Origin of the sequence: Pedobacter segetis (genome assembly GCF_016623585.1) — a bacterium.
Classification (GTDB): Bacteria; Bacteroidota; Bacteroidia; order Sphingobacteriales; family Sphingobacteriaceae; genus Pseudopedobacter; species Pseudopedobacter segetis.
Window position 1 is genome coordinate 34,197 of the sequence record NZ_JAEHFY010000025.1, and the last position, 14,619, is coordinate 48,815.

General features: G+C 37.8%; 11 protein-coding genes. 8 read left to right on the top strand and 3 right to left on the bottom strand.

Annotated features, from left to right (window positions below):
• Position 1: 1 nt before the first annotated feature.
• From I5M32_RS14925 to I5M32_RS14935, 3 genes are read right to left on the bottom strand one after another with little or no spacing between them, the layout of a single operon-like run.
• Entirely contained in the window at positions 2-637 is a 636-nt protein-coding gene (locus I5M32_RS14925) for a response regulator (protein WP_200587772.1), read from the bottom strand.
• Positions 638-661: 24 nt separating this feature from the next.
• The gene (locus I5M32_RS14930; protein WP_200587773.1) at positions 662-2,644 is read right to left on the bottom strand and encodes a tetratricopeptide repeat-containing sensor histidine kinase; all 1,983 of its coding nucleotides are present in this window, start codon (positions 2,642-2,644) and stop codon (positions 662-664) included.
• Between the two features lie 41 nt (positions 2,645-2,685).
• Complete coding sequence (locus I5M32_RS14935; protein WP_200587774.1) at positions 2,686-8,556, bottom strand: T9SS type A sorting domain-containing protein; 5,871 nt, start codon at positions 8,554-8,556, stop codon at positions 2,686-2,688.
• Between the two features lie 612 nt (positions 8,557-9,168).
• Between I5M32_RS14935 and I5M32_RS14940 the strand changes: the two genes are divergently transcribed.
• The 8 genes from I5M32_RS14940 to I5M32_RS14975 all read left to right on the top strand — a co-directional run bounded on the left by I5M32_RS14940 (position 9,169) and on the right by I5M32_RS14975 (position 14,548).
• Positions 9,169-10,401, top strand: a complete 1,233-nt coding sequence (locus tag I5M32_RS14940) for a nucleoside recognition domain-containing protein (RefSeq protein WP_200587775.1) — start codon at positions 9,169-9,171, stop codon at positions 10,399-10,401.
• A gap of 8 nt (positions 10,402-10,409) precedes the next feature.
• Positions 10,410-10,778, top strand: a complete 369-nt coding sequence (locus tag I5M32_RS14945) for a methylglyoxal synthase (RefSeq protein WP_200587776.1) — start codon at positions 10,410-10,412, stop codon at positions 10,776-10,778.
• A 326-nt stretch (positions 10,779-11,104) separates the two neighbouring features.
• Positions 11,105-12,151 (top strand): tyrosine-type recombinase/integrase, encoded by a 1,047-nt coding sequence (locus I5M32_RS14950; RefSeq protein ID WP_200587777.1) that lies wholly within the window; start codon positions 11,105-11,107, stop codon positions 12,149-12,151.
• Between the two features lie 148 nt (positions 12,152-12,299).
• The gene (locus I5M32_RS14955; RefSeq protein WP_200587778.1) at positions 12,300-12,914 is read left to right on the top strand and encodes an RDD family protein; all 615 of its coding nucleotides are present in this window, start codon (positions 12,300-12,302) and stop codon (positions 12,912-12,914) included.
• Between the two features lie 45 nt (positions 12,915-12,959).
• Positions 12,960-13,154: a hypothetical protein gene (locus I5M32_RS14960; protein ID WP_200587780.1), complete on the top strand. Its 195-nt coding sequence runs from the start codon at positions 12,960-12,962 to the stop codon at positions 13,152-13,154.
• Positions 13,151-14,002, top strand: a complete 852-nt coding sequence (locus I5M32_RS14965; RefSeq protein ID WP_200587782.1) for an SDR family oxidoreductase — start codon at positions 13,151-13,153, stop codon at positions 14,000-14,002. Before I5M32_RS14960 ends, I5M32_RS14965 begins: the two co-directional genes overlap by 4 nt.
• A 1-nt stretch (position 14,003) precedes the next feature.
• Positions 14,004-14,402 (top strand): (R)-mandelonitrile lyase, encoded by a 399-nt coding sequence (locus I5M32_RS14970; protein ID WP_200587784.1) that lies wholly within the window; start codon positions 14,004-14,006, stop codon positions 14,400-14,402.
• Positions 14,399-14,548 carry a hypothetical protein gene (locus I5M32_RS14975; RefSeq protein WP_200587786.1) on the top strand — a complete coding sequence of 50 codons (150 nt, stop codon included), beginning with the start codon at positions 14,399-14,401 and terminating at the stop codon, positions 14,546-14,548. Before I5M32_RS14970 ends, I5M32_RS14975 begins: the two co-directional genes overlap by 4 nt.
• The last annotated feature ends 71 nt before the right edge of the window (positions 14,549-14,619 follow it).

Below are 14,619 nucleotides of genomic sequence, written 5' to 3' on the forward strand. Positions count from 1 at the left end.
TTTAAATGATCTGCTCGCGGTAAGCAAATTTGATCAAGCCTACAATATTTTGAGTCCCGGTTTTTCTGAAGATATTTTTTCGATGTGTTTCTACCGTTCTTTCGCTGATAAATAATTTATCTGCAATCTGTTTATTGCTCAACTCTTTTTCAATCAATTTAATGATCTCTATTTCACGGTTGGTCAATCTTCCGGCTTCAGAATTATCGCCAAAAGTACTCATCATCTCTTTGGTAATATCTTGGCTAAAATAATTATTACCCTCATAAACTTGGGTGATGGCGTTTATCAGCTCTTCTTTACCGGTACTTTTTAAAATAAAACCAGATACGCCGGCTTTTATCATTTCTGAAATGATGAATTTATTGCCCAACATAGAAATGCAGATTACCTTAACATTTGGGTACTTGCTCTTAACCAATTTGGTTAATTCTATCCCACTTAAACCCGGCATCTGAATATCTGTTATCAAAATATCAACCGAGTAATTTTCTATTCTGCCGATTACTTCTAAGGCATTATTGGTATAACCGCAGATATTTGCTCGGGGAAATGTCTGCAATAAAGACATCAACCCATCAAGCACCATTTGATGATCATCTACCAAGAACAGGTTTATTTTTTGAGGTGCATCCATGGTTAAAATTATGAATAAAAACGGTTAAGCCAAGGGCACAAAAATACTGATGACCGTCCCTCTGTTTGGGGCAGAATCAAAATCTATGTTTCCCTTTAGATAGGCTACCCTGCTTTGGATATTTTGTAAACCGATACCTTTAAATTTCCCCATATCATCAACATTGAAACCGATGCCGTTATCTTCAATGATCAAAGTGAGCTCTCCTTGTTCTTTAAGTAGTTGGATATCCAGATTAGAGGCTTTAGCATGTTTGATCGTATTGTTAACACTTTCTTGCACCACGCGATATAAAACCGTTTCTATATTAGATGGTATTCTGTCATTTATCCCAATAGATTGAAAGTTGACTTTAAGTTTATTTTGATCAATATTTTGGATAAAATCTCTTATTGCAGCAACCAAACCCAATTTTATTAAAACATCAGATGCCATTTGATGGGAAATAGTTCTTAGTTCTTTACAACTGTGGTCTACCAAATTTATGGTCTTCAAAAAATTGTTCTTGATGTTATCGTCTTTAAAATAAACATCGTCTTCAAAACTAGAAAGGTTTAGTTTAACGGTAGAAAACATTTGCCCCAAACCATCATGCAAATCACTGGCAATGCGTTTCCTTTCATTTTCTTCTGCTTTTAAAATCGCTTTTGAAGCTAAATCTTGCTGATTGATAATAGCCGATTGTAATGATTTTTGCTGCTTTAATTGATAACTATAATATAAAAAACCGATGATTATGAGGGCAACAAGAAACGATATGATCATGATGGTAATGCTTAAATTTTTACTTTTTATCGTTAATTTTTGGATGGTATTCTCTTGGTTTAACCGGGAGATTTTTTGTTCCCTACGATCGGTATCGTATTTAGTCTGCAATTCGGCGATTTCTGTTTTGTTACTGGTTTGGGTAATAGAATCCTTAACCTCGGTATAAGACTTAAAAAAAGTATAGGCTTTATGATAATCTTTAAGGTTGCGGTAATTTATAGAAAGCTCTAACAAAGCATCCATCTCCATATCTTTATAAGATATTTTCTTGCTTAATGCCAATGCCTTATCCTGATAAGAAACCGCTTCTATAAATTCATTTTTATAACGGTGCAAATGCCCCAAAGAATTTAAGATGTTTGCCTTGTTCATATCATCTCCCAATCTATTGGCAAGCAACAAAGCTTGTTGATAATAATTTTCAGATTCGGTAAAATCCCCTAAAGAACTGCACACATCGCCCAAGGAGTTTAATGTAGTAACCTCACCGGTTTTACTATTTGTTTTTCGCTTGTATCGTAAAGATTTTAATAGATAATATTTGGTATGCTCATAATCGTTTTTATCATAAAAAACGCCAGCAATATTGTTGTATAATTTCCCTAACTCTATTTCTAACCCAAGTTTGTTTGCGTAATAAAGTGCCTTTTTATAATATTGGAGTGCCTTTTCATCATCTAAGATCGCAAAATAAACATTCCCGATGTTGATATAACTTGTTTCTAAATCAACTTCGTTATTTAACTTTTCTCGTATTTTTAAAGCTTCTAGCTGATATTTTAATGCTAAAGTGTTTTTTGATAATTGTAGATGAGAAACACCCAGATTATTATAAACCTTGGCTTCTTCCTTTAAATATTTATTAGATTTTGCAATTTCTAAAGCTTTAAACAATAAAGAATTAGCCGTTTCCATTTTGCCATAAACAATTAAAAAACTGGCTTTAGCCGATAAATAATAAACTTCTTGTTTTTTTGTTTTTACCAACTTTTCTGCCCTTAAAATATAATCTGAAGCCTTAGCAGAATCTATATTTTTATAACCATCAACCAAATTTATGGCAAGGTTAAATTTGGTTGTATCTGATTTTTCTTGATCAAAAACTATTTCTAAACTATCTAAATGGTTTTGGTTTGTTTGGCCTTTTATAACCGCAACAAAAAGCATCAAACAAAACAACAACACCATCTTTTTTAAGACGGTGTTGTTAACATAAACATGAATTTTTTTATAATTCATTTATAATTTCTTTGCTTAACAAATAATAAAATTAAATAAAACTACTTATTTAAAGTCAAATTTTTGGTTATAGATTCTTCGCCACAATTAATCTTCAAAACGTAAACCCCATTTTGCAAAGTGCTAGGTATCTTTAGGCTTTCGCCGATGATTGACTTACTGAAAACCAAGCTACCGTTTAGATCGAAAATATAGATTGATTTTTGGGTATTAGAGAAACCCGTAAAATGAATTTCGTCTGTTACAGGATTGGGATAAAAAGAAAGCTGCCCATCATTACCTAAATTAAATTTTACGCTTCTAACCGGCGAATATTCAAAAGCATCATCGTTATCAACCTGTTTTAAACGGTAATAATTATTTTCATTAGCTGGCAAAGCATCCCTAAAAGAATAATTCTTAAGCTGATAGTTGTTTCCCGCACCTTTTACCTCTCCAATCTTAACCCAACTATTCCCATCTAAACTACGTTCAATCTCAAACCTATCATTATTGATTTCTGTTGCGGTTTGCCAAGTTAGCAGAGCAGATTTTCCATCGGCCTTAGCCAAAAAATTAACCAGTTTTACCGGAAGCGTGGTTGGCACATCTCCGTTGGCAATACCAATTGCAAAATCAGAAAAACCGGCAATATTTCCCGCCGTTGCGGTTGCTACACTTCCACTTTGGGAAGAAGTTCCATTATCGCCGTAAAATGCCCAGGCCGACGAGGAATTTGCTCTTTTAACCACCACATAATCTGCTGCTTGTGCGTCTGTAACTCCATTTGTATAACCTCGGCCTTCTAAAGTTACCGAGTAATTTCCGCCTGTTAATGCAGTATTTGGGGTAATTGTCCAGATACCGTTATTTAATAATGATGTTATCGTTCTGCCACCCGCAGAAGTATTTGGTACCGAGCCATTAATGGTGGTGCTAAAAGATGCGATGATATTCTGCGGGCCAACTATATTCTTCAACTGTAAAATTGCGGGCGCAAATCGGTTGCTCGCTCCTACCGGGAAAGCATAATTCCCAGAGCTATTTACGGTACGCTTTAAAGTACCGGAGATGTATGCGGTTGGCGAATAAGTTATCGTAGCAGACGGATTGGTCATGATCACAGAGCCACTTACAATTCCGTTAGTCATAAATAAAGAACCTCCCAAGGTTACATTACTCATGGTAAAAGTACCACCTTTGGTAATTTCCATATCTTGATTGATGGTAGTTGAACTTGCTATCCCAGCAGGGCCATTTGTTCCAAAAAGTAGTTTTCCTGTGCCAGATAAAGGAGGGTTTCCATGAAAGCCAGCAAAAAAGCTAGACCCCGTTACCTCTATGGTACCATTATTTATGATACCGTTTGGCGAACTAAAATCCTCAGAAAGTTTAAAACTAACACCAGAAGCAATACTTAAGGCCGCCGCAGTATTTGAGGAGGAAACGCTGGTTGGATAATTTGGTGAGCCCGCTATGAATTTGGCAAAGTAACTAGAATTTGGCGCACCACTGTCCCAATTAGCGGCAGTAGCCCAATTTTGGTCATTTGCAGCCCCCGTCCAGGTGGTAGTTAATCCCTTAACCCCTATATAATAATCTGTAATGTAAGCAGGCGGCGTAACACCTGTAATATTTGCGTTGATCACACCCGCATTTTCGGTAAATGTACAATTGCTTAAAGCTTCATAACCCAAGGGGCCACCTTGCACTTTTCTTATCAACACATATCGAGATACATCCACACCGCCACCGTTATAATTTCTTCCCTCAAAATTAATATTTAGCGCTCCGGCGGTTGCGGCAGCATTAGGATAAACAGCCCAATCGCAGTTTAGAAGCCCTAAAACAGGTACTCCATCAGCAAAAATCTGAGGGTTATCGGGATTGGTAATCCGACTATAAAAAACGCCATAACTTGTAGTACCGGTAATGCCATTTGTTGTGATAGTTATCGGATTATATTCTAAAGCGTTATCCCCAACAGGGAAAAAATAAGAACCACTAGCATTTACATTCCTTACTAATTTATTCTGAAAAGCATTGGCAGAAGAAGCAAGAGTAATGCTTGCGTTAGGATTGGTCAACGTGATTTCATTACTTAATGGAGGAATTACAAATCCGTTAACTATATTAATATTTCCATAAACAGAACCATGGTTTGATATTAAATTACCAGACCTGTTTATTTCAACATTATTATTGATTAAGCCACTAAAAGTAGCCGGACTACTAGCAGAAAACAAAATTGTACCGCTTCCGCTGATGTTGGATATAGTGGTTGTGCTTCCAAAACCAGAGAAAGTCCCAACGCCGATAGGCTCAATTGTTCCATCGTTAACAACGCCCAAAGGAGCTGTCATATCATAAGCTAATTTAACGTTAGCACCAGATGCTACGCTCACTGCTTCAGTAGCGGGCGCAACCGGAAAAGTTTGGGGATAGCTAGATAAACCAGGTAAAAAAGCAGCTTTAATGCTTTTGTTCGGAATGCCATTGTCCCAATTTGCAGCATCTGCCCAAACACCATTGGTGGCAGCCCCTGTCCAGTTTGAAACTATTTGACCTATAATACCGATACCGTATTGGCCAGTTGCTGTTAAACCCGCAACGCTTGCCGATGAAACACCCGCACCTTGAGAGGATGTGCCTGCCGTACCATCAAATTTCCAAGGGTTATTTAAACCAGTTCGGTTAATCAATAGGTATTTAGAAGCATCTAATATAGTATTGGTTGCGTTTTTTTCTTCTATGGTTAAATCATAATTACCAGTTGTGATTGTATTTGGGGTAACGGTAAAATATGCCCCATTCAAATATTTATTGATAGTTTCTGAATTATAAACAAAATTTGGGGCAGAACCACCTTGCCCTATGTTTTGAAATACATTGATGTATTGGTTAGCGTTTAAACCATTAGATTTTACAATAACGTTCCCGTTGGTAAAAGGGAAATTATAAGTACCAGTTGGGTTAACATATCTGGTAATACCAGATGTAGCATAAGAAGTGGCATCTACACTTAAAACAGCATTTGGGTTATACATGGTAAAACCTTGTAAAGTTGTTCCGTTAGAGAGCGTTACGTCTCCACCAAGGTAAACGTTGCTGTTCATATTAAAATAAGGAGCACCTTTTATTTCAACACTATTGTTAATGATGTTAGCCAAACCAGAAGTATTTATCCCCGATGGCCCTGTTGAAGTGAACAACAAAGTACCAGAACCAGAAAGCGGCGAATAACCATTGGTAGAATTTCCAAAACCTAAAAAAGAAGATGTTCCGGTCAGTTCTAATGTTCCGTTATTAACAATACCTGCGTTTGCAATAAAATTATAAGGAATTTTAATGTTTACGGTGGCATCTATCTGTAATTTAGCAGCTGTATTTGTGGCGGTTATATTGTTAGGATAAGTAGTTTTTCCGGCAGTAATAATAGCATTTGTACCAGATGTAGGAACGCCATTGTCCCAGTTTGCAGCATCTGTCCATAAAGAATTACCTGCGTTTCCTGTCCAGTTGGTATTGCCATTTTCTGTTCCATTTGGGATAGCTGCAGAACCTACCCCAATAGCAAAATCATTAAATTCTGTAAGGTTTTCTGATGATAGATCTAATAAACCGTTACTCAATGTAGAACCACTAATTGTACCTCCCGTTTGTGTTGAACTTAGTTTTTTACCGTTTAAGGACCACGATGCAGTAGAATTATTTCTTTTGATGATCAAATATCTGGTTGGGTCTGTTACACCATTTGTATATTTGGCTGCTTCTAGATCTAATGTATATTTTCCAGAAGTTATGGTAGTGCTTGGCGTGATGGTCCAAAAACCGGTGTTCAGTAACGTAGAAATTGTTGAGGCACCAAAATTAAGGTTTGGTGTGGTACCGTTTATAGAAGTGCTAAAACTAACCGATAAGTTTTGTGGCCCAACTACATTTGTAAGATGAAGAGTAAGTGGGTTAAATTGGCCGCTCCCACCCATTGGGAAAGTATAATCGCCATTGCTATTTATTGATCTTTTTAAAGTACCTCCAGAAATGTAACTTGTTGCAGAATAGGTTAAACTCGCATTTGGATCTGTCATGTTCAGGCTTCCTAAAGCAATGCTCAATTTTCCGTTGGTAAGGTAAAGAGAACCTCCTAAAACCCCGCCATAGCTAGAAACAGTACCAGATGGGAAATTGATTTCTAAACTTTGCGTAATATCGGTAAAAATGGTATTTGGGCTGCTTGCCGTAAAAATCAATCTTCCAGATCCAGAAAGCGGTGTTGAACCGGTGTTAAATCCCTGAAAAAAACCAGTACCAATTACTGTCGCATTTCCATTATTGGTTAACCCGCCTTTGGCGTAAAACTGAACCGGCAAAGCAGCATTTGCGCCTGCATCAATCTGCAACCTTCCGGTAATTGCGGTTGTTGGTACATTGCTTGGGTAAAAAGTTAATCCACTTGGAATAATAGATTTTTCATTACCGTTCGGTACGCCGTTGTCCCAGTTGCCGGCATCTGTCCAATTACCATTGGCTGCTGCACCCGTCCAATTAGTAACGGGCGGAAGGGTTACATTTGCGCCATCAAATTGGGCTAAAAACAAATCGTAAGGGTTACTGCCGTTTGCCGTAGCAGTATAGGTATTTGCGCCAGCTTTTATTGAACTCACAAAATTACCGCCAGCAATCACTTTACCGCTTGCCGATGTTTCAAAAGTGGAGATACCGCCGGCTACATAAGCCGAAGTTCCATTGGTTTCAATACTGTTTGCCCAAACCACTTTATCGTTATCGGTGGGGTTGTATTTGATAATAATTCCTAAATTTTTGGTGGTTGCGCCAGCTGCTAAAGAAAAAAAATAATCACCAAAAACCTCGGTATAAGCTTGCGTTGTTCCACCTGCATTTTCATATCCATAAATGCCATCGGGTTTAACCCTAAAAATGCCTTTGTATGGGCTAAGTGGTAAATAGCGAGTTAATGTACCGGTATTATCCAACTCCAAATACCTGTTTCCGCCAGATGAAGCCGTTGAAACTCCTTGAAAAGTGCTACCAAAACCTCCACCCAATTGGATATAACTTTTGCCATTTGCATCTACCGTATAACCCAATTGTACTTGTACAATCGGGATAATTTGCGACCAGCGCTTTACCCCGTTATTATCTACCGAAGCAATAAAAGTGTTGGCATCAAAACTACCTCCTGTTGTTGTGTAGGCATCGCCCAAAATATTCACATTGGCACTTCCTGTATTAAAACAAGTAAAATAAACGTTCCCTGCATTATCGGTAAAGTCTTTATAATAAGTGCCGGCATTAGAACCTGCTCCGTTACAACTGGCCGTCCAAACTATGTTTCCATTGGTTTTATCAATCTTATAGATATTCTTTGCGCCAGCCGTACTTTCCATCACTAAGGGGTTACCATCTGGCCCAATATTTACGCCGTTGACCTCATACAAGGGGAAATCTTCTTTTTTCCACAAGATATTTCCATTGGTATCATATTTAACCAAATAAGCGCTATTGGAGGTATAAATACTAAGCCCGTTACCGCCAATATAAACGTTACCGTTGTTATCTAATGTAATTGCATTTACATTTTGGTTGGTGGCCGGGGCATTCCCGGCATAACGTTTTAACCAAAGTACGTTGCCAGAAGCATCGTATTTAGCAATGAAAACATTTTGCGCCTCTGTTGCTCCATTCATTTCTGAGGTAATGGTTATACCTCCTAAAGTTAAACTTCCGTGAAAGAAACCTGTGGCGTAAACATTCCCTGTTGCATCGGTGGCAATTTGGTTTACTTTTCTGCCCGGTAAAGCATTGGAAGTCCCGGAAATGGAAGCCCATTCCCAACCAGAACCAGATTGTGCTTTCGCTGATACATTCATCAGCAAAAAGATGATCAATGATAATAAAGAGAATTTTCTCATGTTCTTTTTTTACCAAATATCTGCTCAAAACCGTTTGGATGAAATACCGTTGCAGGGGCATTTTTATATACCCACCAGTACGTATAGAGCGGTAACTCGAATAGCCTATCGTATTTCGATATGGCGATACAAAGTTTATCTCTAGGTTAAGAGAGGTCTCACCAAAATGAAAACAAATTTTATACATGAAACTCATTTGTTCTAGGGATCAGCTATCTCCTCGTAGTTGATATGCCGGTGCTTATAGGTTGCCGTTAAGCATTAAAACGGCATCCTATTTTCCATTATTCAGAGCCTTTTCAGCCTTAATCGTCTCTCCGAATTGTCTCTCCATACTTTCTCTCCGCATTGTCTCTCCATACTTTCTCTCCGCAATGTCACTCTGCATTGTCACTCTGAGCGAAGTCGAAGAGGAAGTCGAAGAGGGAGTCGAAAAGGAAGTCGAAGAGGGAGTTGAAGGATAAGACAGAAAAGATATATCCGGCAGCTGGCAAACGGTTAAAACGCCCAAATCATTTTATATCTACAGCTGCAAATAAAAATATTTGGGTTAAACCGATAAACCTTTGATTTTATCAAAATCTTTATAACCTTTATCAACAAAACAAATAAATGGCATTAAACTACGTTTGGATAGCTTTTTTTCTAGTCTCTTTTGTGGTGGCCTTGGTAAAACTTATCTTTTTTCAAGACTATCAAATCTTTACCACCATTGTTAATAGCACTTTTGATATGTCTAAAACCGGGGCCGAAATTTCTTTGGGTTTAATAGGCCTGATGACATTTTGGTTGGGCATTATGAAAATTGGCGAAAAAGGTGGGATGATCAATATTTTCGCTAGAATAGTAGGGCCTTTTTTCGCCAAGATTTTCCCAGAGGTACCGCGTAACCACCCCGCTTTAGGTTCTGTACTGATGAATTTTTCTGCCAATATGTTGGGTTTAGATAATGCCGCAACGCCTCTGGGCTTAAAGGCAATGAAAGAATTGCAAGAGCTAAACCCCGATAAGGAAACTGCCTCTAATGCACAGATCATGTTCTTGGTACTCAACGCATCAAGCTTGGTGCTTATCCCAACCAGTATTATGGCATTTAGAAAAGCCGCCGGTGCGGTAGATCCATCAGATGTTTTTGTACCTTGTTTGTTGGCCACCTTTTTCTCTACCTTGGTAGGCTTGGTGGTTACCTGTATCTATCAAAAAATAAACCTTTTCCAAAAGGTAATTATGCTTTATTTGGGTACGGCGGCGGTACTCATTTTTGGTTTATTGTACTATTTCACTACGCTAGATCAAGATCAAATTGGTTTGGTTTCTGGTGTGGTGGGCAACCTATTGTTATTCGGCATTATTATTTCTTTTATAACATTGGCACTTTTTAGAAAGATAAACGTATTTGAAACCTTTATAGAAGGCGCCAAAGAAGGCTTTGAGATTGCCATAAAAATTATCCCCTATTTAGTGGGAATTTTGGTTGCCGTTGGCGTTTTAAGAGGATCTGGAACGTTAGATTTTATTACCCAGGGCATTGGAAGTATAGTAGCTTTTTTTGGTTTAGACACCAGTTTTGTGCCAGCGTTGCCCGTTGCTTTTATGAAGCCTTTGAGCGGTAGCGGCGCAAGGGGCCTAATGGTAGAGTTGATGAAAAATAGCGGTGCGGATAGCTTCGCATCTAGGGTTGCCTGTGTGATACAAGGATCTACCGAGACCACGTTTTATGTTTTGGCCATCTACTTTGGGTCGGTTTCTATCAAAAAAACCCGCCATGCCTTACCCGCCGCATTATTGGCCGAAGTTGCCGGTGTAATTGCGGCAATTATAATTGCTTATATATTTTTTAAATAACAGTAAAGATGAGAAAAAGATTAGCCTTGATAGCCCACGACGGAAAAAAAGCGGAAATGGTTGGATTTGTAAAAGACCATTATGAAGCATTATCGCAAATGGAATTAACCGCCACGGGAACCACCGGAGGTTACGTAGAGCAAACCGGTTTAAGCGTAGATAAAAAATTGAGTGGCCCAAAAGGAGGCGATGCACAAATTGCCGCCATGACCGCCGAAGGACTTTTAGATGGCATCATCTTCTTTAGGGACCCATTGGGCAAACACCCCCACGAGCCAGATGTACAAATGTTGATGCGGATATGCGACGTAGCCAATATCCCTATTGCCACCAACCCCGCAACCGCCAAACTCATTTTAACAGGCTTATCTATTTGAGGTTTTAGGTAAAAGCATCAGCCCTTGGTTTAATCAAGATGATTTGGGCGGCAATCCTCGCTGTTCAGGGGTGCCGTTAAGCTTTTGAAAAAAAAGCTTAACCAGTCGTTTCACTCCTGCCCTTACCATCAAGGCCGCAAAAAAAAAGAAATAAGACCGCTGCGCTGTAAAAACACCAGAAGCGATAACGCTGCGCCGATGGATCGGAGAATCCAAAAATGATCCATGTTTTTTATTTCGGGAATAATTGTTAATTTTAATTGTGCCTTTACCAAAACGAAAATAATTTTTTTGCGCAACCATTAAAAAATACCCCAATACCGTAAATGACCTATACCGCCGAACTGATTACGCATAAAAACAAAAAGCGAATTGCTGTTTGGTATCCCAACAGTAGAGAATTGATCAATAGGTTTAAGAAATTAGAAGATGCCAGGTGGAGCGCAACCTTAAAAGTTTGGCATTTGCCAGATAACAAAGAAAACAGGTTAAAATTTGATCTAGAACCAGAACCCAAAACGCCACATATAAAATTTGATAAGATAGAAGAAATAGAGAATTTCAAAAAATACCTCAATACCAAGAGGTATAGCCCAAATACGGTAAAAACCTATTCAGAAGCATTACAGATATTCCTGCTTTTTTATAACGATAAAGAAACAAAGAGCATCAACAATAATGATGTCATCAATTTTTACAACAATTATATCCTACAGAAAAAACTATCCATATCTTTCCAAAACCAAGTAGTTAACGCCATAAAGCTTTATTTTAAAACAATTAAAGAAACCGCTATTATTTTAGAGAAAATATACCGGCCAAAGAGAGAGAGGCTATTGCCAAACGTATTGAGCAAAGAAGAAGTGAAGAAGATTTTAGGGGCGCACAGCAATATCAAACATAAAACCATGCTATGTTTGATCTATAGCTGCGGCTTGCGCAGAAGCGAACTCATCAACCTAAGGCCCAATGAGATTGATAGCAAAAGAAACGTGGTGGTGATCAAACAAGGTAAGGGTAAAAAAGACAGGATAGCCCCCTTATCGCCAAGTGTGTTACTTCTTTTAAGAGATTATTATAAAACATACAAGCCCCATACCTATTTATTTGAAGGACGAGAACCTGGCACCAAATACGATGAGCGAAGTTTAAGTGAAGTGCTAAAGCAAGCACTAAATAAGGTAAACATCAAAAAATCTGTAAGCTTGCATTGGTTAAGGCACAGTTACGCCACCCATCTTTTAGAAAGCGGCACAGATTTAAGATATATACAAGAAATACTGGGGCATAAGAGCAGCAAGACCACCGAGATTTACACCCATGTAAGCATTAAAAGTTTACAAAATGTTAAAAGCCCTTTCGATGATCTATAAAATTTTTATCTTAGAGCAATTATGCAACAAAACCCCCACAAGCCAACCAAAATCACTGGTATAATAGGGGGTTTATTGGACATATATATAAGTTATGTGTAATTGTAAAACACGAACCTAACGACAATTTAATTTTATAGAAATCTATATGGAAAATCAGTTTTCAAAAGTTATGTCAAAATTGACAGACAAGGAATTAATTGATATTTTAACGATTAAACGTAAAGATTATCAACCTTTAGCAATAGAAGCAGCAGAAAAAGAAATAGCAGAACGAAAAATAGATGTTGTGAATTTTGAAGAAATCAAATCTGAGTTAACAAATGAACTTACTGAAAAACTACAAATTGAAAGAACTATATTAAATAAACGAACGACCAATTCCATTCAAGCTTTTAGCTTAATAATAGACATTATTGCAATTTTTTTAATTATCTTATTTTTAGCATATCTATTAGATTGCGCAACTCCATATGTGAATGAGAAAGCTGTTAATAAGCTGGCATACTTCGTTTTCATTCTTCCTTATTTTCTATATTTTATTATTCTCGACCTAATCTTTCAAAAAACATTAGGGAAATTTTTGACAAAAACTAAAGTTGTAAATTTAGACGGTAATAAATGCACTTTAGCTCAAATTGCAGGTCGAACTTTTTTTAGAATTATACCGATTTTTTTAACTAGACCTTTTATGAAAAAAGATTATAGTTTGTTTACCTATTTAGATTCCTTTACTAACACTATTATTATATCCGAAATTTAATACAGACCAATAAACAACTACACATAACCACAAATTTGCATTATAATGGCTGAACTACTTTACGTTATTTCATCGCAATTAATTCAATTTATACGGGCAGACAAGTTTTTGCTTTCTATGCCATTACAACACAAATTCGCCAAACGTTACCAGCCATTTTACAGCGACACACAACAACGACAGCGAGACTGGCAACAAAATGTTGAACGTACAATTGATATAGTAAAATATTTACAATGAACACAACAAAAGACATCATCGTATTAACAGGAGCGGGTCAGCTCGGAATGGCGATTGTAAGAAGAATGGCTTACGGTAATAAAATTTTTGTTGCCGACTGGAAATTTGAAAATGCACAAACTATTAGCAAGACATTAGTGGAAGCGGGTTTTGACGCAGTTCCTTTTAAAACAGATATTTCATCAAGAACTTCTGTTTTGGAATTGATTGAAGCAGCACAAAAGGAAGGCGAAATCTCAATGTTTATTAACGCAGCAGGTTTGTCGCCAAGCCAATCCACGAAAGAACATATTTTGGCGGTTGACCTTTACGGGACGGCAGTATTGTTAGAAGAGTTTGGGAAAGTGATTAAACAGGGCGGAACTGCAGTAACCATTTCAAGCCAATCTGGACACAGAATGGCTGCATTGACAGCCGAAGAAGACAGGCTGTTAGCAACAACGCCAACTGATGAATTATTACAATTAGAAATACTAAAATCTGAAAACATTAAAGACACATTGCATGCATACCAAATGGCGAAGCGTTGCAACGTAAAACGTGTAATGGCAGAAGCCGTGAAATGGGGCGAAAAAGGTGCAAGGATAAATTCCATTTCACCTGGCATCATCATCACGCCATTGGCATTAGATGAAATAAACGGACCAAGAGGCGATTTCTATAAAAATATGTTTGCAAAATGTCCGGCAGGTCGCCCCGGAATGGCAGATGAAGTAGCGAATGTAGCAGAGTTGTTATTGTCTGATAGAGGAGCATTTATTACTGGTGCAGATTTTTTAATTGATGGTGGTGCTACCGCTTCATATTTCTACGGAACATTACAACCTACAAACAATTTAACAAAATAGAATGAACACAACAGAAATATTTCCTAAAGGACAGCAATTACCTAATGAATGGTTTAGCGGAAATGCTTTCCTCACGCCATTGGTCGCAAAAGACAAGAACAACGAATTTTCGGCAGGTAGCGTAACGTTTGAACCAAAGGCAAGAACAAATTGGCATACGCATCCAAAAGGACAAGTGTTACTTGTGATTGAAGACAACGGTTTTTATCAGGAAAAAGGTAAACCTACACAAGCAATTAAAAAAGGCGATGTAGTAAATATTCCCGAAAATGTAGAGCATTGGCACGGTGCAACTGCAACAACCCAAATGACACACATAGCTATTACAAACTTCAAAGACGATATTCAAGTAACTTGGTTACAACCTGTAACTGACGAAGAATACAAAAGTGTAAAATGACAGACAAAAAAACGGCTGGTAACATCGGTTTGGCAATATGGCGGCTGCAGTGCTTCTATGAAACATTTGTGCAAGGTTCAACATTAGGTATTCTAATGAACTTTGGTGCTAAAAATCCGCCACATCGCCAAGCCGCAAAACGTTAGCGGCAAAAATAAGAAACGACCGAAATTCGCAGATTAAAGGGTTTCAGGAATTAAATAAAGGCGGATGTTTT

What these genes read in the sequence shown, in the direction of transcription:
- I5M32_RS14925 (WP_200587772.1), bottom strand. Translation starts at nt 637, where the DNA reads ATGGATGCACCTCAAAAAATAAACCTGTTCTTGGTAGATGATCATCAA.
- I5M32_RS14930 (WP_200587773.1), bottom strand. Translation starts at nt 2,644, where the DNA reads ATGAATTATAAAAAAATTCATGTTTATGTTAACAACACCGTCTTAAAA.
- I5M32_RS14935 (WP_200587774.1), bottom strand. Translation starts at nt 8,556, where the DNA reads ATGAGAAAATTCTCTTTATTATCATTGATCATCTTTTTGCTGATGAAT.
- I5M32_RS14940 (WP_200587775.1), top strand. Translation starts at nt 9,169, where the DNA reads ATGGCATTAAACTACGTTTGGATAGCTTTTTTTCTAGTCTCTTTTGTG.
- I5M32_RS14945 (WP_200587776.1), top strand. Translation starts at nt 10,410, where the DNA reads ATGAGAAAAAGATTAGCCTTGATAGCCCACGACGGAAAAAAAGCGGAA.
- I5M32_RS14950 (WP_200587777.1), top strand. Translation starts at nt 11,105, where the DNA reads ATGACCTATACCGCCGAACTGATTACGCATAAAAACAAAAAGCGAATT.
- I5M32_RS14955 (WP_200587778.1), top strand. Translation starts at nt 12,300, where the DNA reads ATGGAAAATCAGTTTTCAAAAGTTATGTCAAAATTGACAGACAAGGAA.
- I5M32_RS14960 (WP_200587780.1), top strand. Translation starts at nt 12,960, where the DNA reads ATGGCTGAACTACTTTACGTTATTTCATCGCAATTAATTCAATTTATA.
- I5M32_RS14965 (WP_200587782.1), top strand. Translation starts at nt 13,151, where the DNA reads ATGAACACAACAAAAGACATCATCGTATTAACAGGAGCGGGTCAGCTC.
- I5M32_RS14970 (WP_200587784.1), top strand. Translation starts at nt 14,004, where the DNA reads ATGAACACAACAGAAATATTTCCTAAAGGACAGCAATTACCTAATGAA.
- I5M32_RS14975 (WP_200587786.1), top strand. Translation starts at nt 14,399, where the DNA reads ATGACAGACAAAAAAACGGCTGGTAACATCGGTTTGGCAATATGGCGG.